23 protein-coding genes are annotated in these 23,490 nt (G+C 63.4%); 4 read left to right on the top strand and 19 right to left on the bottom strand.

Features of this window, described 5'->3' with window-relative positions; all coding sequences use genetic code 11:
* Positions 1-5 precede the first annotated feature (5 nt).
* The 19 genes from AO356_RS08390 to AO356_RS08300 form a co-directional block, all read right to left on the bottom strand.
* Complete coding sequence (locus AO356_RS08390) at positions 6-539, bottom strand: GNAT family N-acetyltransferase (RefSeq protein ID WP_060739379.1); 534 nt, start codon at positions 537-539, stop codon at positions 6-8.
* Between the two features lie 9 nt (positions 540-548).
* Positions 549-851 (bottom strand): urease subunit gamma, encoded by a 303-nt coding sequence (ureA, locus tag AO356_RS08385; protein ID WP_003197350.1) that lies wholly within the window; start codon positions 849-851, stop codon positions 549-551.
* A 151-nt stretch (positions 852-1,002) separates the two neighbouring features.
* A complete protein-coding gene (locus tag AO356_RS08380) occupies positions 1,003-1,854 on the bottom strand; it encodes an urease accessory protein UreD (protein WP_060739378.1) in 852 nt (283 codons plus the stop codon).
* A gap of 30 nt (positions 1,855-1,884) precedes the next feature.
* Positions 1,885-2,583: an urea ABC transporter ATP-binding subunit UrtE gene (gene urtE / locus AO356_RS08375; RefSeq protein WP_060739377.1), complete on the bottom strand. Its 699-nt coding sequence runs from the start codon at positions 2,581-2,583 to the stop codon at positions 1,885-1,887.
* Between the two features lie 176 nt (positions 2,584-2,759).
* Positions 2,760-3,620 carry an urea ABC transporter ATP-binding protein UrtD gene (gene urtD, locus AO356_RS08370; RefSeq protein WP_060739376.1) on the bottom strand — a complete coding sequence of 287 codons (861 nt, stop codon included), beginning with the start codon at positions 3,618-3,620 and terminating at the stop codon, positions 2,760-2,762.
* Positions 3,620-4,696 carry an urea ABC transporter permease subunit UrtC gene (gene urtC / locus AO356_RS08365; protein WP_060739375.1) on the bottom strand — a complete coding sequence of 359 codons (1,077 nt, stop codon included), beginning with the start codon at positions 4,694-4,696 and terminating at the stop codon, positions 3,620-3,622. The genes urtD and urtC overlap by 1 nt, the downstream gene beginning before the upstream one ends.
* Entirely contained in the window at positions 4,696-6,198 is a 1,503-nt protein-coding gene (gene urtB, locus AO356_RS08360; RefSeq protein WP_060739374.1) for an urea ABC transporter permease subunit UrtB, read from the bottom strand. Before urtB ends, urtC begins: the two co-directional genes overlap by 1 nt.
* Positions 6,199-6,356: 158 nt before the next feature.
* Complete coding sequence (urtA, locus tag AO356_RS08355) at positions 6,357-7,622, bottom strand: urea ABC transporter substrate-binding protein (protein WP_025211599.1); 1,266 nt, start codon at positions 7,620-7,622, stop codon at positions 6,357-6,359.
* Between the two features lie 374 nt (positions 7,623-7,996).
* Entirely contained in the window at positions 7,997-9,376 is a 1,380-nt protein-coding gene (locus AO356_RS08350) for a PepSY-associated TM helix domain-containing protein (protein WP_060739373.1), read from the bottom strand.
* A gap of 191 nt (positions 9,377-9,567) precedes the next feature.
* A complete protein-coding gene (locus AO356_RS08345) occupies positions 9,568-11,694 on the bottom strand; it encodes a TonB-dependent copper receptor (RefSeq protein ID WP_060739372.1) in 2,127 nt (708 codons plus the stop codon).
* A gap of 82 nt (positions 11,695-11,776) precedes the next feature.
* The gene (locus tag AO356_RS08340; RefSeq protein ID WP_060739371.1) at positions 11,777-12,181 is read right to left on the bottom strand and encodes a DUF2946 domain-containing protein; all 405 of its coding nucleotides are present in this window, start codon (positions 12,179-12,181) and stop codon (positions 11,777-11,779) included.
* Positions 12,182-12,238: 57 nt separating this feature from the next.
* Positions 12,239-12,718: a copper chaperone PCu(A)C gene (locus AO356_RS08335; protein ID WP_060739370.1), complete on the bottom strand. Its 480-nt coding sequence runs from the start codon at positions 12,716-12,718 to the stop codon at positions 12,239-12,241.
* A 46-nt stretch (positions 12,719-12,764) separates the two neighbouring features.
* Positions 12,765-13,163 carry a DUF2946 domain-containing protein gene (locus AO356_RS08330; RefSeq protein ID WP_060739369.1) on the bottom strand — a complete coding sequence of 133 codons (399 nt, stop codon included), beginning with the start codon at positions 13,161-13,163 and terminating at the stop codon, positions 12,765-12,767.
* A 221-nt stretch (positions 13,164-13,384) separates the two neighbouring features.
* Positions 13,385-13,675 (bottom strand): addiction module antidote protein, encoded by a 291-nt coding sequence (locus tag AO356_RS08325; protein ID WP_024617344.1) that lies wholly within the window; start codon positions 13,673-13,675, stop codon positions 13,385-13,387.
* 3 nt (positions 13,676-13,678) lie between these two features.
* Positions 13,679-13,981, bottom strand: coding sequence for a type II toxin-antitoxin system RelE/ParE family toxin (locus AO356_RS08320; RefSeq protein WP_060739368.1), 303 nt, complete (start codon positions 13,979-13,981; stop codon positions 13,679-13,681).
* A gap of 192 nt (positions 13,982-14,173) precedes the next feature.
* The gene (locus AO356_RS08315; RefSeq protein WP_060739367.1) at positions 14,174-14,902 is read right to left on the bottom strand and encodes a cobalt-precorrin-6A reductase; all 729 of its coding nucleotides are present in this window, start codon (positions 14,900-14,902) and stop codon (positions 14,174-14,176) included.
* The gene (locus AO356_RS08310) at positions 14,899-15,996 is read right to left on the bottom strand and encodes a cobalt-precorrin-5B (C(1))-methyltransferase (RefSeq protein ID WP_060739366.1); all 1,098 of its coding nucleotides are present in this window, start codon (positions 15,994-15,996) and stop codon (positions 14,899-14,901) included. Before AO356_RS08310 ends, AO356_RS08315 begins: the two co-directional genes overlap by 4 nt.
* The gene (locus AO356_RS08305) at positions 15,989-17,200 is read right to left on the bottom strand and encodes a bifunctional cobalt-precorrin-7 (C(5))-methyltransferase/cobalt-precorrin-6B (C(15))-methyltransferase (protein WP_060739365.1); all 1,212 of its coding nucleotides are present in this window, start codon (positions 17,198-17,200) and stop codon (positions 15,989-15,991) included. Before AO356_RS08305 ends, AO356_RS08310 begins: the two co-directional genes overlap by 8 nt.
* Positions 17,201-17,669: 469 nt before the next feature.
* Positions 17,670-18,575 carry a zeta toxin family protein gene (locus AO356_RS08300; protein WP_060739364.1) on the bottom strand — a complete coding sequence of 302 codons (906 nt, stop codon included), beginning with the start codon at positions 18,573-18,575 and terminating at the stop codon, positions 17,670-17,672.
* A 302-nt stretch (positions 18,576-18,877) separates the two neighbouring features.
* Between AO356_RS08300 and cobG the strand changes: the two genes are divergently transcribed.
* From cobG to cobJ, 4 genes are read left to right on the top strand one after another with little or no spacing between them, the layout of a single operon-like run.
* Positions 18,878-20,197, top strand: a complete 1,320-nt coding sequence (gene cobG / locus AO356_RS08295; protein ID WP_060739363.1) for a precorrin-3B synthase — start codon at positions 18,878-18,880, stop codon at positions 20,195-20,197.
* Positions 20,190-20,816 (top strand): precorrin-8X methylmutase, encoded by a 627-nt coding sequence (locus tag AO356_RS08290; RefSeq protein WP_060739362.1) that lies wholly within the window; start codon positions 20,190-20,192, stop codon positions 20,814-20,816. Before cobG ends, AO356_RS08290 begins: the two co-directional genes overlap by 8 nt.
* Positions 20,816-21,547 (top strand): precorrin-2 C(20)-methyltransferase, encoded by a 732-nt coding sequence (locus tag AO356_RS08285; RefSeq protein WP_060739361.1) that lies wholly within the window; start codon positions 20,816-20,818, stop codon positions 21,545-21,547. Before AO356_RS08290 ends, AO356_RS08285 begins: the two co-directional genes overlap by 1 nt.
* A complete protein-coding gene (gene cobJ / locus AO356_RS08280) occupies positions 21,547-23,244 on the top strand; it encodes a precorrin-3B C(17)-methyltransferase (RefSeq protein WP_060739360.1) in 1,698 nt (565 codons plus the stop codon). The genes AO356_RS08285 and cobJ overlap by 1 nt, the downstream gene beginning before the upstream one ends.
* The last annotated feature ends 246 nt before the right edge of the window (positions 23,245-23,490 follow it).

Here is a 23,490-nt window from a genome sequence, read left to right as displayed (position 1 = left end):
GCTTTTCACTCCTTGTTGATGGCAGGCGGTAGCGCCCCGGGGTTGAGGTTCAACTGCATGAAGGTCAGGTCCAGCCAGCGGCCGAACTTGGTCCCCACCTCGGGCATCTGCCCGGTGATCACGAAACCGGCCCGCTCGTGCAGGCGAATCGAGGCCGCGTTGCCACTTTCGATGGCCGCGACCATGACGTGTTTATCGCAGGCCCTGGCACGTTCGATCAGCGCGCCCATCAGCAGCGGGCCAAGGCCATTGCCGCGTTGATCGCTGCGCACGTACACCGAATGCTCCACGGTGTGGCGAAAACCATCGAACGGCCGCCAGTCGCCGAACGAAGCGTAGCCGAGCACGTTGTCTTCGGCGTCGACGGCCACCAGCACCGGGTAGCCCTGGGTCTGCCGGGCGCTGAACCAGGCCTGGCGATTGCCCAGGTCCACGGCTTGTTCGTTCCAGATCGCCGTGGTGTTGAGGACGGCGTCGTTGTAGATCTCGCGGATCGCCGGCAGGTCTGCGGCACGGGCGTCACGAACTTGGGCAGTCATGACGTGGCCTCAGGCGATGGGTTGGTGGACGGTGACCAGTTTGGTACCGTCGGGAAACGTCGCTTCGACCTGGATCTCCGGGATCATTTCCGGGATGCCTTCCATCACCTGCTCGCGGCTCAACAGCGTGGTGCCGTAGTGCATCAGCTCGGCGACGGTCTGGCCGTCACGGGCGCCTTCCAGCAGCGCGGCGGAAATGTAGGCCATGGCCTCCGGGTAGTTGAGCTTCAGGCCCCGGGCCAACCGTCGTTCGGCGACGAGGCCGGCGGTGAAGATCAGCAGCTTGTCTTTTTCGCGTGGGGTCAGGTCCATGTGCAATCCATAAGGGCAGATAAAAAAATCGGGCTAAAAACATGTACCTCTGTGGGAGCGGGCTTGCTCGCGAATGCGGGCTCACATTCAACAGTTGAGTTGGCTGACACACCGCCTTCGCGAGCAAGCCCGCTCCCACAGAAAAGCAAATTCATGTACTCCAGATTCTCGGGGGCATGGCCTCCCGACCGAGCAGCGCCGGGCGCAGAAGTCGCCACAATTCAATCAACCACCCCCGCGCCAGCAACGCCTCGCTCGCCAGGCACCGCGCCACGACCAGGCCGGGCAATTGGGTCAGGTCGCCGCGCACGGCATGGCCCAGGGATCGGCAGTGTTCCAGCTGTTCGCTGTCGATCTCGCCAGTCACCAGCAACGTGGCAAACACCGGATTGCCGTCCAGCCCGATGGGCGAGTCCAGCAGCCCATCACCGCCCACAATGCGCTGGCGCTCATGCCACAGCAACTGGCCGTCGCGGCGAATGTCCAGTCGCGATTGAAAGTGCCCCAGGTCGAACCGTTCGCCGCTGGCCGGTCGGCCGAGGGCGACCATGTCCCAGTAGAACAGGCGTGCGTCGCCCTGCAGGTCGATACTCGTGCCGAGTTCGGCCTGGGCCGCGCTGAAGACGATGGTTTCCTGGGGCAGCCATTCCAGGGTCGCGCCGGGGGCCACGCTCAGGCTCAACTGTTGGTACGCCGGGCCGGCTGCGCGGTACCACTTGGCCGCGCCGGGGCTGGTCAGTTGCGCCCAGGCGCCAGGGCCGACGTGGGCCGAGATGTCCAGCCGGTCACCGCCGGCAATCCCGCCGGGAGGGTGGACGATGATGTGCTGGCACACCTCGGGACCTTCGGCGTACAAGTGCTTCTGCACCCGCAGCGGGCCTTTGTGGCGGCGCTGTACCGGGCGTGTGCACTCGCCGAAACGGGCATAGCCCAATTCCAGCTCGGCGTGCCAGCTGGGGGTGAACAGGGCCGAAGGCGCCAATGAACAGACAGGTAGATTCATGATTTCTGATTATCGTCAGGACGCTACAGACTAGATCGTAACCAGCCCGCGCACACCCTCGGCTTCCATATTTTCTCCGCGCCCCTGCTGCACGATCTCGCCCCGGGACATCACCAGGTACTGATCGGCCAGCTCGGCGGCGAAGTCGTAGAACTGCTCCACCAGCAAAATCGCCATGTCGCCCCGGGCCGCCAGCTTCTTGATCACCACACCGATCTCCTTGATCACCGAGGGCTGGATGCCTTCGGTGGGCTCGTCGAGAATCAGCAGTCGCGGGCGACTGGCCAGGGCCCGGCCAATGGCGAGCTGCTGTTGCTGGCCGCCGGACAGGTCACCGCCACGGCGTTGTTTCATCTGCAGCAGCACCGGGAACAATTCGTAGATGAATGCCGGCACTTCCTTGGCTTCGGCGCCGGGAAAGCGCGACAGGCCCATCAGCAGGTTTTCTTCCACCGTCAGCCGTCCGAAAATTTCCCGGCCCTGGGGCACGTAGGCAATGCCGGCATGCACCCGTTGGTGCGGCTTGAACGCGGTGATGGCCTTGCCTTCCCAGCTCACCGCGCCTTCCTTGGCCGGCAACAGGCCCATCAGGCATTTGAGCAGGGTGGTCTTGCCCACGCCGTTGCGCCCCAGCAGGCACGTCACTTCGCCGACCTTCACGTCGAACGACAGGCCGCGCAGGATGTGGCTACCGCCGTAGTACTGGTGCAGCTTGTCGACTTGCAGCATGTCTTGAATTCTCCTTAATCCCCTGTGGGAGCAAACCCTGTGAGAACAAACCTTGTGGGAGCAAAGCTTGCTCGCGATGAACGATGACGCGGTCCAGGGCAACATTGCGACGGCCCCATCGCGGGCAAGCCTTGCTCCCACAGGCCCGCTCCCACAGGGGGAAAGTGTTTGCAGGTCTAGCGACCGAGATACACCTCGATCACCCGCTCATTGTCCTGCACCTGTTCCAGCGACCCTTCGGCCAGCACGCTGCCCTGGTGCAGCACGGTGACGTGGTCGGCGATCGCGCCGACGAAGCCCATGTCGTGTTCCACCACCATCAGCGAATGCTTGCCCGCCAGGGACTTGAACAGCTCGGCGGTGAACTCGGTCTCGGCGTCGGTCATGCCCGCCACCGGTTCGTCGAGCAACAGCAATTGCGGGTCTTGCACCAGCAGCATGCCGATTTCCAGGAACTGCTTCTGCCCGTGGGACAGCAACCCTGCGGCGCGGTTGACCGACGTAGTAAGGCGGATGGTCTCGAGCACTTCGTCGATACGGTCGTGCTGCTCGCCGGTGAGTCTTGCCCGCAGGCTGGCCCACACCGATTTGTCGGTCTTGAGCGCCAGCTCCAGGTTCTCGAACACGCTCAGGGCTTCGAACACCGTGGGCTTCTGGAACTTGCGCCCGATGCCGGCCTGGGCGATCTGCACCTCGCTCATGCTCGTCAGGTCCAGGGTCTCGCCGAACCAGGCCTTGCCGTGGCTGGGGCGGGTCTTGCCGGTGATCACGTCCATCAGCGTGGTCTTGCCGGCGCCGTTGGGGCCGATGATGCAGCGCAACTCGCCGACGCCGATGTACAGGTTCAAATCGTTCAAGGCCTTGAAGCCATCGAAGCTGACGCTGATGTCTTCCAGGGTCAGGATGGTGCCGTGGCGGGTGTTCAGGCCCACGCCGGCTGCCTGGCCGAGGCCGATGGCGTCGCGACTGCTGCCTTGGTCCTTGTTGGGCTCCAGGATGGGTTCGAGCATGAAATCCGCCGTAGGTGTGATTCGCATCATTCGCTCCTTTTCTTCAGCAACCCGATCACACCCTTGGGCAGATACAGGGTCACGACGATGAACAGGGCGCCGAGGAAGAACAGCCAATATTCAGGAAACGCCACGGTGAACCAGCTCTTCATGCCGTTCACGACCCCGGCGCCCAGCAACGGCCCGATCAACGTGCCGCGCCCGCCAAGGGCGACCCAAACGGCGGCCTCGATGGAGTTGGTCGGCGACATTTCGCTGGGGTTGATGATGCCCACCTGCGGCACGTACAACGCCCCGGCCAGGCCGCACAGCACCGCGCTCAATACCCAGACGAACAGCTTGAAACCACGGGGATCGTAGCCGCAGAACATCAGGCGGTTTTCCGCGTCCCGCAGGGCGGTCAGTACCCGGCCGAACTTGCTGCGGGCCAGGCGCCAGCCGATGAACAGGCTCGCCACCAGCAGCAACACCGTGGCGAAAAACAGCACCGCCCGGGTGCCTGGCTCGGTGATGCCGAAGCCCAGGATCGAGCGGAAATTGGTGAAGCCGTTGTTGCCGCCAAATCCGGTTTCGTTGCGGAAAAACAGGAGCATCCCGGCGAAGGTCAGGGCCTGGGTCATGATCGAGAAATACACGCCCTTGATCCGCGAACGGAAGGCGAAGAAGCCGAACGCCAGGGCCAGCAACCCCGGCGCCAGCACCACCAGGCACATCGCCCAGAGGAAACTGTCGGTGCCGGCCCAGTACCAAGGCAACTCGGTCCACGACAGGAAGGTCATGAACGCCGGCAAGCCATCCCCGGCGGCCTGGCGCATCAAGTACATGCCCATGGCGTAGCCGCCCAGGGCGAAGAACAGGCCGTGGCCCAGGGAGAGCAAGCCGGCGTAGCCCCAGACCAGGTCCAGTGCCAGGGCGACGATGGCGTAGCAGAGAATCTTGCCCACCAGGGTCAGGGTGTAGGCTGACACGTGCAGCGGATTGTCCGCCGCCAGCAGCGACAGCAACGGCAGGCTCAGCAGCACGGCCAGGATCAGCGCGCCGACGGCGAGGGTGAGTTTGGGACCGGCCTTTTGCGTGGCCGTGAGCATCAGGGGCTGGTTCATCAGTCGATTACCCGTCCTTTGAGCGCGAAGAGGCCTTGCGGACGCTTCTGGATGAACAGAATGATCAGCGCGAGGATCAGGATCTTGCCCAGCACGGCGCCGATCTGCGGTTCGAGGATCTTGTTGGCGATACCCAGGCCGAACGCGGCGAACACACTGCCGGCCAACTGGCCGACACCACCGAGCACCACCACCAGGAACGAGTCGATGATGTAGCTCTGGCCCAGGTCCGGGCCGACGTTGCCGATCTGGCTCAGGGCCACGCCTCCGAGCCCGGCGATGCCCGAGCCGAGGCCGAAGGCGAGCATGTCGACCCGGCCGGTGGGCACGCCGCAGCAGGCGGCCATGTTGCGGTTCTGGGTCACCGCGCGCACGTTCAGGCCCAGGCGCGTCTTGTTCAGCAGCAGCCAGGTCAGCACCACCACGAACAAGGCAAAGGCGATGATCACGATGCGGTTGTACGGCAGCACCAGGTTCGGCAACACCTGGATCCCGCCCGAGAGCCAGGCCGGGTTGGCGACTTCGACGTTCTGCGCACCGAACACCAGGCGCACCAGTTGGATCAGCATCAGGCTGATGCCCCAGGTGGCGAGCAGGGTTTCCAGCGGCCGCCCGTAGAGATGGCGAATCACCGTACGCTCCAGGGCCATGCCGATGGCCGCGGTGATGAAAAATGCCACCGGCAAGGCGATCAGCGGATAGAACTCGATGGCGTTCGGGGCAAAGCGCTGGAACAGCAACTGCACCACATAAGTGGAATAGGCGCCCAGCATGAGCATCTCGCCGTGGGCCATGTTGATCACCCCCAGCAGGCCGAAGGTAATCGCCAGGCCGAGGGCGGCGAGCAGCAGGATCGAGCCCAGGGACATACCGCTGAAGGCCTGGCCCAGCAACTCGCCCACCAGGAGTTTGCGCTTGACCTGGCCCAGGCTGGTTTCAGCGGCGGTGCGCACGGCGGCATCGGTTTCGACGCCGGGTTCGAGCAGGCCTTCCAGGCGGGTACGGGCCAGTGGATCGCCGGTTTCCCCCAACAGACGGACGGCGGCCAGGCGCACGTTCGGGTTGGTGTCCACCAGTTGCAGGTTCGCCAGGGCCAGGCTCAGGGCGGCGTGTACGTCTTCGTCCTGCTCACCGGCCAATTGCCGGTCGAGAAACGCCAGTTGCGCCGGGCGGGCAGTTTTTTGCAGTTGCTGCGCGGCGGCCAGGCGTACGCGGGCATCGACGGCGAGCAGTTGATGGCTGGCGAGGGCGGTTTCGATCAGCCCGCGCAAGCGGTTGTTCAGGCGCAGGGTTTTTGGCTGACCGTCGACGATCAACTGGCCTTGTTGCAGGGCGTTGATCAGTTCGACACGTGCAGGCTCCGGCTGCGCGGCCCAGGTTTCCAGGAGTTTGGCCTGCTGGGTCGGGTTGGCGGCGACGAAGTCTTCGGCGTCACCGGCGTGGGCCTCCAGTGGCAACAGCAGCACCAGGGCGAGGATAAGGCGGTAAAGGGCGGTGGGCATATGCTAGGCCTTGCGCAGTGCTTTTTGTGGGAGCGAGCTTGCTCGCGATAGCGGTGTGTCAGTCACTGTTCTTCTGGCTGATCCATCGCTATCGCGAGCAAGCTCGCTCCCACAGGGGTTGTGTGTCGGCCCGGGGATTGGGGCCGACACCCACGGGCTCAGTTGCTCTTCACCGCATAGTCAGGCTTCTTGTCGTTGCCGGCGATGAACGGGCTCCACGGTTGCGCGCGGATCGGGCCTTCGGTCTGCCAGACCACGTTGAACTGACCGTCGGCCTGGATCTCGCCGATCATCACCGGCTTGTGCAGGTGGTGGTTGGTCTTGTCCATGGTCAGGGTGTAGCCCGACGGTGCGGCGAAGGTCTGGCCGGCCAGGGCTTCGCGGACTTTGTCGACGTCGGTGGACTTGGCTTTCTCGACCGCTTGCGCCCACATGTGGATGCCGACGTAGGTGGCTTCCATCGGGTCGTTGGTCACCGCTTTGTCGGCGCCTGGCAGGTTCTTGGCCTTGGCGTAGGCTTTCCAGGAATCGACGAATTTCTTGTTCGCCGGGTTATCCACGGATTCGAAGTAGTTCCACGCCGCCAGGTTGCCCACCAGCGGCTTGGTGTCGATGCCGCGCAGTTCCTCTTCGCCCACCGAGAACGCCACGACCGGTACGTCGGTGGCCTTCAGGCCCTGGTTGGCCAGTTCTTTATAGAACGGCACGTTGGAGTCGCCATTGACCGTGGAGATGACCGCGGTCTTGCCACCGGCCGAGAACTTCTTGATGTTGGCCACGATGGTCTGGTAATCGCTGTGGCCGAACGGGGTGTAGACCTCTTCGATGTCTTTGTCCGCCACCCCTTTGGAGTGCAGGAACGAACGCAGGATCTTGTTGGTGGTGCGCGGATAGACGTAGTCGGTGCCCAGCAGGAAGTAGCGCTTGGCGCTGCCGCCTTCTTCGCTCATCAGGTACTCCACCGCCGGAATCGCCTGTTGGTTCGGCGCGGCACCGGTGTAGAACACGTTCGGCGACATCTCTTCGCCTTCATACTGCACCGGGTAGAACAGCAGGCCGTTGAGTTCTTCGAACACTGGCAACACGGATTTACGTGACACCGATGTCCAGCAGCCGAACACCACGGCGACCTTGTCCTGGGTCAGCAACTGCCGGCCCTTTTCGGCGAACAGCGGCCAGTTCGACGCCGGGTCCACGACCACCGCTTCAAGCTTCTTGCCGTTCACACCACCCTTGGCGTTGATCTCGTCAATGGTCATCAGCGCCATGTCCTTGAGGGACGTCTCGGAGATCGCCATGGTGCCGGACAGCGAATGCAAGATACCGACCTTGATGGTCTCGGCGGCCTGGACGGTCCAGGCCATGCCCATCGCGGCAATGCTTGCCGAGAGTGTAAAAGCCTTGATCAAGCTACGACGCTTCATTGTGCGATCTCCATGGACTTATGAGTTTTTTTGAGGGCAGATGCAAACGCTGAAAGCGCTTTTGCAAGGGGTGTGCCCGGTCGGAGAAAGGCTTTGAAACGCGGGGTTGGCGTGGGGCACAAGGGAGCGAGCGCACCATGAGTGAACGCATTGCGGGGGCTGGTGCGAGGAGGTGCGCCACATTAGTGCGCAAGGGTGCGAGTCCCCTTGTGGGAGCGAGCTTGCTCGCGATAGCGATGGGTCAGTCATCTCCGATCTGACTGATCTACCGCTATCGCGAGCAAGCTCGCTCCCACATTCCGGACTGTGTTCATCGTTTGGAAAGCGGGTGCGATTGTGGAGGTTTCGCGCCGCCTTCCGTTAACGCATGGCCTTCAGCTTGAAGATGAAGCCGCCTCAGGCTGGCGATTGAACCGGGTAACCAGCCGGTCCAACAGCCACACCACCACCAGCGAAGCCCCTACCAACGGGAACACCAGCGCCAGGGCCAGCATGATGAACACTCCGGTCTTCCAGGTCGGCAGGTCGTGGCGCAGGGGCGGCACGCCGAACTTGCCCTGGGGCCGGCGCTTCCACCAGATCACCAGGCCACTCACGGCGCTGAGCAGGATCATCAGGCAAACCAGCAGCACGAGGATCTGGTTCACCGGGCCGAACATCTTGCCTTCGTGCAGCATCACCCCGGTTTCGGTGGCGCGGGCGACGATGCTGTAGTGCTCCCAGCGCACATCGGCCAGGACCTTGCCGGTGTACTGGTCCACGTGCAGGGTGGCGTCGTTGCGCGGGTCATCGGCGAACACGGCGACGGTGAACACGCCGCTGGCCGTGGTGGGCAACGTGATGCTGTAGCCGGGCGTGACCTGGCGCGCGGTGGTGATATCCTGCACCGCTTGCAGGCTGACGGTCGGGGCGGCGGGGCCTTCGTGCATGCCACCGTGGCCCATGTGCTCGGCATGGTCGCCGGACATCGGCATCGGCGTATTTTCTACTGCCCAGGGCACGGTCTGGCGGTGGGCGTTGTTGAGGCTGCCGGCCTCGACGTCGGACTTGGGCACGTCATTCCACATCGCCGCCGGGAAGCGGTTCCAGAGGTCTGCGTATTGCTTGCCCCAGAAGCCGGTCCAGGTCATGCCGCTGAGCAGCATCACCAGCAGGAATGCCGCGCCCCAGAAACCGACGACGACGTGCAGGTCACGCCAGAACAACCGCCCGCGGGCGCTCCAGCGCGGCCACAGCACACCGGCCGATGATTGCCCGCGCGGCCACCACAGGTACAGGCCGGAGACCACCAGCACCACGCCCCAGCCGGCGGCCATTTCCACCAGCCGGTCACCGACGGTGCCGATCAGCAACTCGCCGTGAATCGCCCGGGCCATGGCTTGCAGGTTGCTCTTCGCATCCTGTTCGCCGAGGACGTCGCCGTGGTACGGGTCGATGAACACGTTCAGTTCCCGGCCCTGGTCGATCACCACGAACTGCGCGCTGCGCTCGGCATTGACCGGTGGCAGGTACTGTTTGACCTGGCCTTCGGGGTAGGCCTGGCGGACCTTATTGAGCAGGTCGTCCGCCGCCAGGGTGTGATGCCCGGCCGGCACGTTCAACAGGCTGCCGTACATCAGTGGATCGAGTTGTGGCTTGAACAGGTAGATGATGCCGGTCAGGGCCAGCATCACCATGAACGGCGCCACGAACAGCCCGGCATAAAAATGCCAGCGCCAGGCCAGGTTGTAGAAATTCGGTTTCGGTTGGCTCATCAGAAAGCGCTCCGCAGGGCAAATTGGGTTGTTATGTTGTGCCGTCATTCAAGGTGGAATCGAACCCTGTGGGAGCGAGCTTGCTCGCGATAACAATGGTTCAGCTTGCATCGATGTTGAATGTGCCTTCGCCATCGCGAGCAAGCTCGCTCCCACAGTTTGTGTCCTTGTTGACAGATCTCCGGTGCCGGTTAGAAACTCATGTCCACCTTGGTCCAGAGCGTGCGCCCCGGTTCGTTGATAGCCTGCGGGTCGCTCGCCGGGTAGCCGAACCCGGCGTTGCCGGCCAGGTTCAAGTGTTCGGCGTAGGCTTTGCCGAACAGGTTGTCGACGCCGCTGCTGACCTTCCAGTGTTGATTGATGCGATAGGCACCGTTGAGCGAGAACACGCCGAAGCCCGAGCTTTTGCCGTAGTCCTTGCCCACCACGTTGCCCTTGTTTTCATCGACACGGTGTTGCGCCGCCACCACCCGCCACAGGGCACCGGCGCTCCAGCGGTCTTCGCTGTAGGTCAGGCCCAGGCGTGCGTCCAGCGGCGGCATTTGCGCCAGGGCGCTGCCGTCGCTGCTGTTCTTGCCCCAGGCGTAGGCCAGGGTGGCGTCGGCTTTCCAGCGCTCGCTCAGCTTGTAGGCCGCACCCAATTCACCGCCCATGATCCGCGCATCGATGTTCTCGGCCCGGGAGGTGGTGCCCATCATCCCGGGGGTGTAGTCGAAGAGGATGTAGTCGCGCACCTGGCCGACATAACCCGACGCCCAGGCTTCGAGGGTTTCGGTCTTGTACTGCAGGCCGAAGTCGAGCTGGGTGGTTTTCTCCGGCTTGATCGCGTCGAAGGCATTCAACGAACCGCTGGGGCCGACGTTCGGCGAGAACAACTCCCAGTAGTCCGGGAAGCGCTGGGCGTGACCGACGCCTGCGTAGAGGGTGGTGGGGCTGTCGTCCAGGTCGTGCTCGTAGCGGACAAAACCGCTGGGCAGCGTGTCGGCGCGAGTGTCGTCGGCGGTGGGGTTGGGGCGGGCCGACATGCCGGAACCGATGCTCTGGCGGTAATCCTTGGCCGCGGCGCGGTCGAGCCGGGCACCGGTGATCACCCGGTCGCGGTCGGCGGCGTACCAGGTCAGTTCGCCGAACACCCCGTAGTTGTGGAAGTCAGCGTCCTTGGTGTACGGCAGGTCCTTGTAGGTGTCGACGCCCATGCTGCTGCGTTGGCGATGCTCGTTGGTCTGGGCGTCCAGGCCGCTGATCAATTGCACATCGGCCCAGCGCCAGGTGGCCTTGATGCGCGCGCCGAGGGTGCGGCGGTCGACGTTGGAAGCCATGGGCCCGGCCATCATCCCGGTGCCGGACGGCGTGCGCAGCGTGTAGTTGTCCATCACGTGGTCGGCGTAGTTGTAGTAGACCTGGGCCTCGACCTTGTCCAGCACCTGGCCGATGTTCGAGCGCTCGAAACGCAGCCCGAGGCTTTCGCGCTTGAACTGTGAGCCGTCCATGCCGCGTCCGGCGTAGCGCGCTTCACCGTCGCCCTTGCCGGCCGTCAATTCCAGCAAGGTGTCGGCGTCCGGCGTCCAGCCAAGGGTGACGTCGCCATTCCACTTGTCATAGCGCGACGGCACGGTGTCGTTATTGCCGTCGCGGTAGTCGTCCGAATGGGCGGTGTTGCCGATCACCCGTACATAGCCCAGCGGGCCACCGGCGGCGGCATCCACCACTTTGTCGAAACGGCCATTGGAGCCGGCCAGCACACTGGCGTTGACCCGGGTGCCCAACTCGCCGAACTGTTCCGGCTCTCGCTCGAACAGCACGGTCCCGGCCGAGGCGCCGGGGCCCCAGAGCACGGTTTGCGGGCCTTTGATGACGGTGAGCTTGTCGTAGGTTTCTGGCGAGATATAGGAGGTCGGGGCGTCCATCCGGCCTGGGCAAGCACCCAACAGCATGCTGCCGTTGGTGAGGATGTTCAGCCGTGAGCCGAACATGCCACGCAGCACCGGGTCGCCATTGGTGCCGCCGTTGCGCACCAGGGCAAAGCCCGGAATGGTCTTGAGGTAGTCGCCGCCATCACTGGCCGGCACCGGTTGGCGCGGGTCCTTGGGGTTGGTGACGACGGTCAGCGGCGAGCTGGGGGCGATGGCGGTGATGACCGTCGGGCTCAGTTCGTCGACCTGATGGTCGTGATGCTCGTGCTCGTCGGCCAGCGCGAGAGGCGTGAGCAGCAGGCCGCACAGGGCGGCGATGGTTTGGCGCAAACGAACCCGTGGCTCGTTCAGGGGGCAGCGAACCTGGGCAGAGCCCAACGCGATGCCAGCAGAAAACCTGGACATGATGATTCCATCGAACAAACGTAGACGACACGGTCGGGCAGCCTGGGGCTGTCTTGTACGACCGGGTGAGTGGAGTGTCGGCTTACGCGTCGAGGGGCGGTGCGCGGGTGCGGGCACCCGGGAAGAATGCGGTGCGGGCATGGCCCAGGCGCGGGGAGGGGGCGGTGTAGGTGTTGGCCAGTGGTGTTTCAAAGGTGGCGAAGCCCTGGCCGCCAGTCAGCGCCGGACAGTTGAACAGCAGGCTGCAATAGCCACACTTTTCCCACAGTGCGTGGTGCTCGCGCTGGGGCGGGCAGTGTTCGTCGGTTGAGGCCTCATGTTCGGCGTGGACTCCCGCCGGCATGTCCATGCTCATGTCCATCGACATGCTCATGTTCATGCTCGCAGGCATGCGCTGATCCATCGGCATCGACTGGGAAATCAGCGGACCGATAAAGATCATCAGCATGGCGAACAGGCTGATCCAGCTGCCGCGTGTCTGGCTCATGGGCTGACGGCGGGGCATGGATGGCCTGGCGCGAAGGGCGTGCACGGGCGGCTACGTCTACTGGGCGTGCATGTGTGTCTTGGTGCCGTCGGGCGCTTTTTTCTGCACCGCAACCTCGACCGTGACATCGCCGGCTTTTTCGAAATGCAGGGTCATGGGGAAGCGCTTGCCGTCGCTGAGCAGGCTGCGGTCCTTCAAATCCAGCAGCATCACGTGATACGCCATCGGCGCGAAGGTGACAGTCGCACCCGGGGCGATATCGACGTCGGATACCGGTTGCATTTTCATCAGGTCGTTTTGCATCACATGCTCATGGAGCTCGGCCTTGCCGGCGATGGGTGAGTCGACGCTGAGCAGCTTGTCGTCGCTGGTGCCGCCGTTGTGGATGACGAAATACGCGGCCACGGTCGGCGCATTGGGCGGCAACTCTTGAGACCACGGGTGGGCGATTTCAAGATCGCCTGCCTTGTACTGGTGAGCTTGGGCAAAGCCGATGGGAAGCAATAGGGCAGCCAGCAGGATAAGTCTGTTCAACATGGCGATTCTCCGGAACGATTCAGGGCGCAGGTGTATGCGGAAAGAATCAGACCAGGGGCGAGGCGCGGGGATTGAGGCTTGGCCATTGTTGGCGGGGCGTGGGGTTATCGAGTTTCGATTGGACGATGCCGCGATGATCGAGCCGGGCATCCAGGTACAGTTGCGGGGCATGGCCGGTGAGTGCCACCAGCGACGCGGTGCCGGCGCAGCACCAGCAATGCTGCATCGTCGAGTGATTGTCTTTCTGTGGCGCGCCCTGTTCGAGCTTGCCCAGGGAAATCGCGACCATTTTCGTGCCGCTGGACGAGCAGAAACTGCCCCACAGCAGTTGCTCGGCTGGCGAATTGGCAGTCGCGCCACCGCTGTTGGAAAGCGGCATGGCAAGCATGTTGAACAGCACTGCGAAGCAGGCGATCCAGGCAAATGCAAGCCGTTGTCGGGACATGGGGCAATCCGCTCGGTTGGGCGATCAGGTGGCGGTATTTAGCCTGATCGGGGTTGAGAAGTAAAAAAGGCGTGTGCGGTATAGGGTCGCAGGGCTGGTGTTAACAGTATCAACAGATCTTCAAGTGAGTGCTTTTGTGGCGAGGGAGCAAGTTCCCTCGTCGCGTGTTTTTGATCAATCGGTATTCAATCACTCCAATACAGGAGGGAAGGGAACCTCTGTCAAATGGCCGTCGCATGTAACCTCAAGCCCAAAGCTTTCATGACTTTCATGATAGTTGTGAACTCCGGATTGCCCGTACTTCCCAGTGCTTTGTAAAGACTCTCTCGTCCCAGGCCTGCATCACGAGCAATCTGCGTCATGCCCTTTGCCCTGGCAATATCGTTAAGAGCTGCCCGAACCAGTACGCCGTCACCCGCATCCTCTTCAAAACAGGCATCCAGATAAGCGGCCATTTCCTCAGGCGTCTTGAGGTAGGTGGCTGCATCGAAACGTGTGAATTCTTCAGTCATGATTCACTCCTCATTACCCATGGTTTGCGCCATTTGAACAGCGCGTGCGATATCCCGTTTCTGAGTCGATTTGTCACCTCCCACAAGCAGCAAATAAAGCACGGAGCCTTGACGGGAGAAGTACACTCTGTAGCCAGGACCCGAGTGAATACGCATCTCATACACTGCGTTACCCACCGGCTCGCAATCACCAAAATTCCCATGCTCTGCCGATCGGAGCCTGGCAATGATGCGAGCTTTCCCAGCAATGTCCTTCAACCCGTCAAGCCAGGTTGAGAATACTCGGGACTGTTCAAATTCGATCATTTGGATCGTATTCCTTGGGATACATATTGGCAAGCAGCACTTTCCTCGGCATGAGACGGGTCGCTCATGCTGAATGACTGCCAGGTGCTGCGGTGGGTATTAAGGAGCGGAACTATAGAATTGAACGTCTTGGACGAAACAGCCGGCTTCGTCTTGAAAACTTGTCAGAAATGTCGCGCGAATGCGCTGAATTCAGAACCCGTTTTGTACGAATAAAGCGTCCAGCATTTCATTGATCTCTCCAAACTCCCGATCCACCCCCGCCAACACCGGCCGCCGCAAAACCAACACCGGCACCCCCCGCTCCCGCGCCACCTCCAGCTTCGGCTCAGTGGCCGTGCTCCCGCTGTTCTTGCTGATCAGCACATCGATCTTCCGGCGTTCGAACAGTTCGCGCTCGTCTTCGAGGTGAAACGGCCCACGGGCGCCGATGACTTCGCAGCGTTCATTGCCGGGGTAAACGTCCAGGGCGCGCAGGGTCCAGAATTGCTCCGGTGGGATTTCGTGCAGGTGTTGCAGCGGTTCGCGGCCGAGGGTGAACAGCGGGCGGCGGAAGGGTTGCAGGGCCTGGATCAGTTCGGCCCAATCGGCCACTTCGCGCCAGTCATCCCCGGCCTGGGGCTGCCAGGCCGGACGGCGCAGGGCCCAGCAGGGAATGCCGCAGGCGCGGGCGGCGTGGGCGGCGTTGTGGCTGATTTGCGCGGCGTAGGGGTGGGTGGCGTCCAGCAGCAGGTCGATGCCTTGGTCACGAATGAATTGCGCCAGGCCTTCGGCGCCGCCGTAGCCGCCGACGCGGACCTGGCAGGTCAGGTCGGTGGGGACGCGACCGATGCCAGCCAGGCTGTAGATGTGATTGGGTCCCAGGGTGCGGGCGATGGCCAGGGCTTCGGTGACGCCACCGAGCAGCAGGATGCGTTTCATTGGAAGCCTCCGGCGTGACCGACGATCCCACCCTGGCGGTCGATGGCGAAGACTTCGACCTGGACCTGGGCCGGTACCACGCTGCGAGCGAAGGCCAGCGCGTGCTCGCACACCGCATCGCCGAGGGCGACGCCGGCGGCGCTGGCCATCGCCAGGGCCTGTTGGCTGGTGTTGGCGTCTCGGATGCCCTGCTGCAAAACCTCATCGGCCCCGATGGCGGCCGCCCATTCGGCCAGTTGCGGCAGGTCGATGCTCGAGTGACGGCTGTGCAGGTCCATGTGGCCGGCGGCGAGTTTGCTGATCTTGCCGAAGCCGCCGCAGAGGCTGAGTTTTTCCACCGGCACCTTGCGCACATGTTTGAGCACGGCGCCGACGAAGTCGCCCATTTCGATCAGGGCGATTTCCGGCAGGTCGTAGACCCGGCGCATGGTGTCTTCGCTGGCATTGCCGGTGCACGCGGCGATGTGCAGGTAACCGTTGGTCTTCGCCACGTCGATGCCCTGGTGGATCGAGGCGATGTAGGCCGCGCAGGAGAATGGCCGGACGATGCCGCTGGTGCCGAGGATCGACAGGCCGCCGAGGATGCCCAGTCGCGGGTTCATGGTTTTCAGCGCCAGGGCTTCGCCGTCCTCGACATTGACCGTGACTTCGAAACCACCGGCATAACCGCTTTCCTCGGCCAGGCGGCCCAGGTGATCGTTGATCATTTTACGTGGCACCGGGTTGATCGCCGGCTCACCGACACCCAGCACCAACCCCGGTCGTGTCACTGTGCCTACGCCGCGACCGGCGACGAAACGCACGCCGGGTTCGGCGATCAGGCGCACCTGGGAAAACAGCAGGGCACCGTGGGTCACGTCCGGGTCATCGCCTGCGTCCTTGATCGTCCCGGCCTCGGCGCCTTGTTCGGTCAGGCGACAGAACTCCAGACGCATCTGCACCTGCTTGCCCTTGGGCAGTACGATTTCCACGGCGTCGGCTTCGGTGCCGCGCAGCAGCAAACGGGCCGCCGCCAGGCTGGTGGCCGTGGCGCAACTGCCGGTAGTCAGGCCGCTGCGCAGGGGGGCGGGTTGTTCGGCGGTTTCGTCACGCATCGAGAGGTTTCGTCAGGTCCAGCAAGGTAATCGGCAAGGCCTGGCGCCAGGTGTCGAATTCGCCCAACGGCTGGGCCTGGGCGATGTGGATGCGGGTTAGTTCACCGCCATGACGTTCGCGCCAGTGCATCAGGGTCATTTCGCTTTGCAGGGTCACGGCGTTGGCGACCAGTCGACCGCCGGGCTTGAGTTGGGCCCAGCAGGCGTCGAGCACGCCTTCGCGGGTGACGCCGCCACCGATGAACACTGCGTCCGGACGCTCCAGGTTGTCCAGCGCCTGTGGGGCACTGCCGCGAATCAGTTGCAGGCCGGGCACGCCGAGGGTGTCGCGGTTGCGTTCGATCAAGCCTTGCCGGCCTGCGTCGGCTTCGATAGCCAGGGCTCGGCAACTGGGGTGTGTGCGCATCCATTCGATGCCGATGGAGCCGCTACCGGCGCCGACATCCCAGAGCAACTCGCCGGGGGTCGGGGCGAGGCGGGCGAGGGTGATGGCGCGCACGTCGCGTTTGGTCAACTGGCCGTCATGCTCGAACGCGCTGTCCGGCAAACCGGCCAGGCGTGACAGGCGCGGCGTCGACGGTTCGGCCCGGCATTCGACGGCGATCAGGTTCAGGTCGGCGACGGTGCCATCGGACCATTGCGCGGCGCTACCGTCGATCCGTCGTTCCGCCGCACCTCCCAGATGTTCCAGCACGGTCATGGCGCTTGGGCCGAACCCCCGCTCGCGCAGCAACGTCGCCACGGCGGCAGGGCCGTGGCGGTCATTGCTCAGCAGCAACAGCCTGACGCCGGTGGATAAGTGGGCATTGAGTACGGCCAAGGGGCGCGCCACCAGCGACAGGGTCATCACATCCTGCAACGGCCAACCCATGCGCGCTGCTGCCAGCGAACAGGACGATGGCGCCGGGATAACCAGCATCTGGCCGCCCGGAATCTGTTTAGCGAGACTGGCGCCGACGCCGTAGAACATTGGATCGCCGCTCGCCAACACGCACACCGCCTCGCCCCGACGGGCCAGCAGCGGCTCCAGGGAAAACGGACTGGGCCACAGCTCCCGTTCGCCGCCAATACACGGTGGCAACAGCGCCAACTGCCGAGCGCTGCCAACAATGCGCGACGCCCGCAGCAAAGCATGTCGGGCGGTGCGGCCCAGGCCCTTGAAGCCGTCTTCGCCGATGCCCACTACGGTCAACCAGGGCGTCATCTGTGTTCCTCGACTCGATCTGTTTGATAAGCAGGCTGACGCCCGCGAACCGGGCGGTCATCATACCGTGAGTGTTTGGTTAAGGCTGCGTCCGATCCAGATCAGCTGTGCAGGGCAGACCGCCATCGCGAGCAGGCTCGCTCCCACAGTTGGATCGGGTGAAGCCAGAACAGACAGGTTGGCTGCCAGGGCGCCTTCGCGAGCAAGCCCGCTCCCACAATTGGATAGGAGTACAGCCGGGAGCATCAGGCCGGCTGTCAGGTCGCCTCGCTTTTGATTTTGATCTTGGGCACATCGAGCCTAAGCGAGGTGCCCAGTGGTGGGGCAAGGCGCTTTTGGTTACTTTAGGCGCCCTTTCAAAAGTGACCCGCTGTAAGAGCGGAACCCTGAGTAGCCGTTACCGCAGCAATGGATATGTACAAAAGACCCAGCCCGGCTCTCAGGCCGCCACATGCAGTCGATACCACGCCTACCGATAAACATACTTAAGAATATACGCATACAAATCGCTGACGACAGAGTCCGGCACATGTTCAGCATTAGCCTGGACTTTATGCAATGCCAGGTGACATGCCTTCACCATTTCTTCACGGTCGCCAATAAGGTGCAGGCGATTATTGACGATGTTCTCGAAAGCACTGGCATACACCACCTTGGGGCCAGTGATGATCGAAGTACCATTCGCATCCAGGGTATAGGTGCTTTGAGCGCGCAGGACCCGTTCTTTCAACTGACCGAACCCCCGCTCATACAGGAAAATCTGCGAGCCGCTGACCGCTTTGGCCGCCGTCTCGAAAGCGAGGATGGTTGCCTGGGCGTTACTCAAGCTCGTATTCAGCGCTGCCAGTGAGACAAACCTTTCCATTTCCTGGTTTTCCAGGCTTTTGAGTGCCCGCTTGATACTCGACAGATGCGCGAACTCTTTTTTGCAGGCAATGATGTGGGTCTCGAACTGATACCCGGCGGCCGTCGCCGTCGGTGGAAATGCGGCAAAATCCAAGCTGTCGAACGCACATTCCATGATGATGTTGTACTTGTCATTGAACGCCTTCTCGAAGATTTTCGAGCCGACTTCCCGGACAAATGCTTCCGTATGTTCATAGGCGTGCAGCACGCCGTGCTTGCTCATCTGCGCGTATTGCGGATGTTTTTCCCGGTACTCGGGCAGATACAGGCGTACGTAGTTGTCGTAGCGCTTGGAGGGCAGCAGACTTTTTTCCAGCAGATAGGTCTTGCCCGAGCCTTGCGATCCGGCGGTAATCAACATCTTGGGGATCGTCTCGGTGGTGACGCCGTCCAACAGCGTGGCAATGATTTCATCGTACGCGGCGGTGACCTGTGCCGGGGTGTAGGTGTAGCTCTGTGTGTGTGACATTCCGGATTTCCTTATCGAGAATGAGGTTGAGGTGAATGCTTGCTCTTTGAATAAAGCGGTGTTTGCCGGATTGTTCAAATGCGCGTTGGTTTCAAGGTATGTAGCTGTTTTAAAAGGTAAAAAAGCCTACAGGAAAGCTCCAGAAAACCTACGCCCCCATGTTCTTCACAATGACCCCGTGACGGATATATTTGTCATCTCGCCACCCCCAATCCGACCAGCAAGCTTTTCATGCCCCCCGGCAAAGCAGGCATAATGGCGGTCCTTCGCCGTCATGGCGTGTCTTATCTGCCGGTTTGCCCTTGAACGAACGTCCATCCGCCAACGTCATCCGCCCCTCGGGTTGCCCGGGGTTGCTGCGTGTCGTCCAGGCGCTGGACGGGGGGATCTGCCGGATCAAGCTCGATGGCGGTGCCATCCAGGCGGATCAGGCCGAGGCCGTGGCGGCGGTGGCCGAGCGGTTCGCCGGTGGGGTGATCGAGGCGACCAACCGGGCCAACCTGCAAATCCGCGGGATCGGCCCCGGGCATGACGCGCTGATCGAGCCGTTGCTGGCCGCCGGGCTTGGCCCGCGCAAGCCGGCGGGTGATGACGTGCGCAACCTGATGCTCAGCCCCGCGGCCGGGATCGACCGGCAGATGCTGTTCGACACCCGTCCGTTGGCCGAGCAGATCCTCGTCACCCTGCAAACCCATGAACGCTTCCATGAACTGTCGGCCAAGTTCGCCGTGCAACTGGACGGCGGAGAAGCGTTGGCGATGCTCGAACATCACCACGACTTGTGGCTTTCGGCCCTTGTCCGTAACGGCGAGCCCTGGCTGGCCTTCGGCTTGGCCGGCACCCCGCGGGATAAACCGGCGGGCAGGGTGCCCCTGGCCCAGGGGCATGCCTTGGTGGTGGCGGTGCTGGAGTTGTTCCTCGACTTGGCCCGCCCGGACCAGATCCGCATGCGCCACTTGCTGGCTGACGTCTCTGTGGATGAATTCATGACCCGGCTGGCCCGCCGCGTGCCCGTGCAAGCGTGCCTGGATTGGCAGCGGGATGGGGCCATCGATGGACTGCACCTCGGCGTCCATCCCCAGCACGACGACCGTGTCTACGTCGGCGCGGCGGCGCCCCTGGGCCGGCTCGATGCGGTCATGCTGCGGGGGGCCGCGCAACTGGCGCGGGAGAAGGGCGACGCGAGCCTGCGTTTCAGCCCTTGGCAAAGCCTGCTGCTGCCCAACGTGCGCCGCGCGGATGCCGACGAAGTGCTGGCGCGGCTTGAGGGGTTGGGGCTGTTAGGTTCGAGCGAGCAACCCCTGGCGCAACTCATCGCCTGCACTGGCTCCAGTGGCTGCGGCAAAGCCTTGGCCGACACCAAGGCCGACGCCCGCCAACTGGCCGAGCTACTGCAACGCCAGGGCCAAACCCTGAAGGTTCATCTGTCCGGCTGCCCGCGTTCCTGCGCGGCGGCCCACGTCGCGCCTGCCACCTTGCTGGCGGTCGCCCCCGGTCGTTACGACCTGTATTTTCGCGATGCCACGTTGCCGGGTTTCGGCGCGTTGCAGGCACACAATCTGACTATTGAAGCGCTCGGCCACTGGCTCGACGCTCGCCCCCGGAGCCCCCTTGATGCTTGATTACATCCGCGACGGTCAGGAGATCTATCGCAACTCCTTCGCGATCATCCGCGCCGAAGCCAACCTGGCGCGCATTCCGGCCGACCTGGAGAAACTCGCCGTGCGGGTGATCCACGCCTGCGGCATGGTCGAGGCCATCGATGGCCTGCAGTTTTCCGAGGGCGCGGGCACGGCCGGGCGCCAGGCGCTGGCCGCCGGTGCGCCGATCCTGTGCGATGCGCGGATGGTCTCCGAAGGCGTGACCCGGGCTCGCCTGCCAGCCAACAATCCGGTGATCTGCACCTTGCGCGACGAGCGCGTACCGGCATTGGCCCAGGAACTGGGCAACACCCGTTCGGCGGCAGCGCTGGAGTTGTGGCGCCCGCACCTGGAAGGCAGTGTCGTGGTCATCGGCAACGCACCGACCGCGCTGTTCTACCTGCTGGAAATGCTCGATGCCGGCGCGCCGAAACCAGCATTGATCCTCGGTTTTCCGGTGGGCTTCGTCGGCGCCGCCGAGTCCAAGGCGATGCTGGCGGCCAACAGCCGTGGCGTGCCATTCGTGATCATGCAAGGCCGGCTGGGCGGCAGCGCCATGGCCGCCGCCGCCGTCAACGCCCTCGCCACGGAGATTGAATGATGCAGCAGCCTGGACGTCTGATCGGCCTCGGCGTGGGCCCCGGTGACCCGGAACTGATTACGGTCAAGGCCCTGCGCCTGCTGCGCGAATCGCCCGTGGTGGCGTATTTCGTCGCCAAGGGCAAGAAGGGCAACGCCTTCGGCATCATCGAGGCCCATTTGCAGGACGCGCAGACGTTGCTGCCATTGGTCTACCCGGTCACCACCGAGGTGCTGCCTGCGCCGCTCTCCTATGAACAGGTGATCGCCGACTTCTACGACACCGCCGCCGAGCAGTTGGCCGTGCACCTGGATGCCGGTCGCGACGTGGCGGTGATCTGTGAGGGCGACCCGTTCTTCTACGGCTCCTACATGTACCTGCACGATCGCCTGGCCGAGCGTTACGAGGCCCAAGTCATTCCCGGCGTCTGCTCGATGCTGGGCGGCGCCTCGGTGCTCGGCGCGCCGCTGGTCTATCGCAACCAGAGCCTGTCGGTGCTCTCCGGTGTCTTGCCCCACGACGATCTCAAACGTCGCCTGGCCGATGCCGATGCGGCGGTGATCATGAAGCTGGGACGCAATTTCCCCAAGGTTCGCCAGGTGCTCCAGGAACTGGGCATGGACGGGCGGGCGCTGTACGTCGAGCGAGCGACCATGGCCAACCAGAAAATCGTGCCGTTGGATGAAGTCGAGCCGATGTCTTCGCCGTACTTCTCGCTGATCATCGTGCCGGGCGAACGGTGGCAGGGTTGATGGCCGCCAAGACCCCGGCCATCGTCATCCTCGGCCCCGGCAGCCTGGCAACAGCCCGACGGATCCAGCAGTGTTACCCGGACGCCCTGATTTACGGCCTGGCCGGGCGGGTCGAGGGTGATCGGCAATACCTCGAGTTCGGCGCGACGTTGCGCGAACTTTATCAACAGGACACGCCGGTCATCGCCCTGTGCGCGGCGGGCATTGTCATCCGTACCCTGGCGCCGCTGTTGCTGGAAAAAGGCGCCGAACCGCCGGTGCTGGCAGTGGCCGAGGATGGCAGCGCCGTGGTGCCGCTGCTGGGCGGCCTGGGCGGGGTGAATGGCATGGCCCGGGACATCGCGGCAATGCTGCAGGTCGCGCCGGCGATCACCACCAGCGGTGAATTGCGTTTCGGCACGTGCCTGCTCAATCCACCCAGCGGCTACAGCCTCGGCGACCTGGAGCAAGGCAAGCGCTTCGTCTCCGATCTGTTGGCCGGCGAACCGGTGCGCATCGAAGGTGCAGCACCGTGGCTGGATCAGGCGCAGTTGCCCCAAGACCCGCAAGCCCGGCGCACGATCCACGTTAGCCATGCCGAGCGTGAGGCCAGTGCCCATGAGCTGTTGATTTATCCGCGCAGTGTCGCGGTGGTGGTGAGCGCCGAGGTGGCTGATCTGCCAAGCGCCGTTCGTGCAGCTTTGCAGCAAGCCAACGTGGCGATTGCGAGCCTGGCGTGCCTGGTGGCGGCGGATACGCTGATGGCCAGCACGGCCTTGCGTGAAGCCGCGCTGGAACTCGGGGTGGCGCTGCGCTTTGTGGCGGCGACAGGCGATGCCGCCACCTTGGCCCGCAACTCGATGCCGGCGGAGACCCTCGTTTCGGCAACGGACAACTTGGTCATCGCCGTCGCCGCGCAGCCCTTGGATGTGGGCCGAATCGGTCGTCCGCGCGGCCGCCTGGCGGTGATCGGCCTGGGGCCGGGCGCGGCCGAGTTGATGGTGCCGGCGGTGAAAGCCGAACTGGCGCGGGCCACCGATGTGCTCGGTTACGAAACCTATGTGCGCATGGCCGGCCCGTTTCGCGACGATCAAGTGCTGCACTGCACCGACAACCGCGAAGAAATGCAGCGCGCTCGTCACGCCTTTGAACTGGCTGCCCTGGGTCGTTCGGTGATCGTGGTGTCGTCCGGTGACCCGGGTGTCTTCGCCATGGCGGCGGCGGTGCTCGAAGCGTTGCACGAATCCAGCGACCCAGCCTGGCATCAGGTGGACCTGGAGATCCTGCCCGGGGTGTCCGCCTCCCTCGCGACCGCCGCCCAGGCCGGTGCGCCGTTGGGGCATGACTTCTGCGTGATGTCGCTGTCGGACAATCTCAAGCCCTGGTCGATCATCGAAAAGCGTCTGGACCTGGCTGCCGAAGCCGATCTGGCGCTGGCCTTCTACAATCCGATTTCCCGTGCGCGACCGTGGCAATTGGGGCGTGCGCTGGAGATCGTCGCCAGGCACCGCACGCCGGAGACGCCGGTGGTGTTGGGGCGTGACATCGGCCGTCCGGGCCAGACCCTGCGTGTCACCACGTTGGGGCAGCTCACGGCCGAGCAGGTGGACATGCGCACCATGGTCCTGATCGGTTCCTCCACCACCTGCGTGTTCCCGCGGGCGTCCGGCGGAAACTGGGTGTACACGCCTCGCTGGTATGGGGCCAAACCTGCCTGAACCGCGACACCGTTCATTCATGGATGGCACTTGAAACTGTGGCGAGGGAGCTTGCTCCCTCGCCACAGAAGAGAAACATCGCCTTCAGGACCGTGGATTCGATTCTTTCGCTGTATTTGTTTCTCATATAAATAAAAGCGCAAGTTACAGTCTTGACCCTTCGTTGAAATGCATTGAAAGCCTTCCCGTTTGAGTTGTTGGTTTCTAAGCGTTAGTTTGCCTGCCTGATAAGTTGTCGGTGTGCGC

It is taken from the genome of Pseudomonas fluorescens, from assembly GCF_001307275.1.
Taxonomy (GTDB): Bacteria; Pseudomonadota; Gammaproteobacteria; order Pseudomonadales; family Pseudomonadaceae; genus Aquipseudomonas; species Aquipseudomonas fluorescens_AA.
Note: the sequence above shows the minus strand (reverse complement) of the source record. Positions and strands in the feature narration are given on the sequence as shown.

Bases quoted from the DNA above. Each gene is read 5' to 3' on its own strand.
- AO356_RS08380 (WP_060739378.1), bottom strand. From the start codon at position 1,854: ATGAATCTACCTGTCTGTTCATTGGCGCCTTCGGCCCTGTTCACCCCC.
- AO356_RS08290 (WP_060739362.1), top strand. From the start codon at position 20,190: ATGCTTGATTACATCCGCGACGGTCAGGAGATCTATCGCAACTCCTTC.
- AO356_RS08350 (WP_060739373.1), bottom strand. From the start codon at position 9,376: ATGAGCCAACCGAAACCGAATTTCTACAACCTGGCCTGGCGCTGGCAT.
- ureA (WP_003197350.1), bottom strand. From the start codon at position 851: ATGGACCTGACCCCACGCGAAAAAGACAAGCTGCTGATCTTCACCGCC.
- urtC (WP_060739375.1), bottom strand. From the start codon at position 4,696: ATGAACCAGCCCCTGATGCTCACGGCCACGCAAAAGGCCGGTCCCAAA.
- AO356_RS08300 (WP_060739364.1), bottom strand. From the start codon at position 18,575: ATGTCACACACACAGAGCTACACCTACACCCCGGCACAGGTCACCGCC.
- urtA (WP_025211599.1), bottom strand. From the start codon at position 7,622: ATGAAGCGTCGTAGCTTGATCAAGGCTTTTACACTCTCGGCAAGCATT.
- urtB (WP_060739374.1), bottom strand. From the start codon at position 6,198: ATGCCCACCGCCCTTTACCGCCTTATCCTCGCCCTGGTGCTGCTGTTG.
- AO356_RS08320 (WP_060739368.1), bottom strand. From the start codon at position 13,981: ATGATCGAATTTGAACAGTCCCGAGTATTCTCAACCTGGCTTGACGGG.
- AO356_RS08345 (WP_060739372.1), bottom strand. From the start codon at position 11,694: ATGTCCAGGTTTTCTGCTGGCATCGCGTTGGGCTCTGCCCAGGTTCGC.
- AO356_RS08330 (WP_060739369.1), bottom strand. From the start codon at position 13,163: ATGTCCCGACAACGGCTTGCATTTGCCTGGATCGCCTGCTTCGCAGTG.
- urtD (WP_060739376.1), bottom strand. From the start codon at position 3,620: ATGCGAATCACACCTACGGCGGATTTCATGCTCGAACCCATCCTGGAG.
- AO356_RS08325 (WP_024617344.1), bottom strand. From the start codon at position 13,675: ATGACTGAAGAATTCACACGTTTCGATGCAGCCACCTACCTCAAGACG.
- AO356_RS08285 (WP_060739361.1), top strand. From the start codon at position 20,816: ATGCAGCAGCCTGGACGTCTGATCGGCCTCGGCGTGGGCCCCGGTGAC.
- AO356_RS08340 (WP_060739371.1), bottom strand. From the start codon at position 12,181: ATGAGCCAGACACGCGGCAGCTGGATCAGCCTGTTCGCCATGCTGATG.
- urtE (WP_060739377.1), bottom strand. From the start codon at position 2,583: ATGCTGCAAGTCGACAAGCTGCACCAGTACTACGGCGGTAGCCACATC.
- cobJ (WP_060739360.1), top strand. From the start codon at position 21,547: ATGGCCGCCAAGACCCCGGCCATCGTCATCCTCGGCCCCGGCAGCCTG.
- AO356_RS08390 (WP_060739379.1), bottom strand. From the start codon at position 539: ATGACTGCCCAAGTTCGTGACGCCCGTGCCGCAGACCTGCCGGCGATC.
- AO356_RS08315 (WP_060739367.1), bottom strand. From the start codon at position 14,902: ATGAAACGCATCCTGCTGCTCGGTGGCGTCACCGAAGCCCTGGCCATC.
- AO356_RS08310 (WP_060739366.1), bottom strand. From the start codon at position 15,996: ATGCGTGACGAAACCGCCGAACAACCCGCCCCCCTGCGCAGCGGCCTG.
- AO356_RS08305 (WP_060739365.1), bottom strand. From the start codon at position 17,200: ATGACGCCCTGGTTGACCGTAGTGGGCATCGGCGAAGACGGCTTCAAG.
- AO356_RS08335 (WP_060739370.1), bottom strand. From the start codon at position 12,718: ATGTTGAACAGACTTATCCTGCTGGCTGCCCTATTGCTTCCCATCGGC.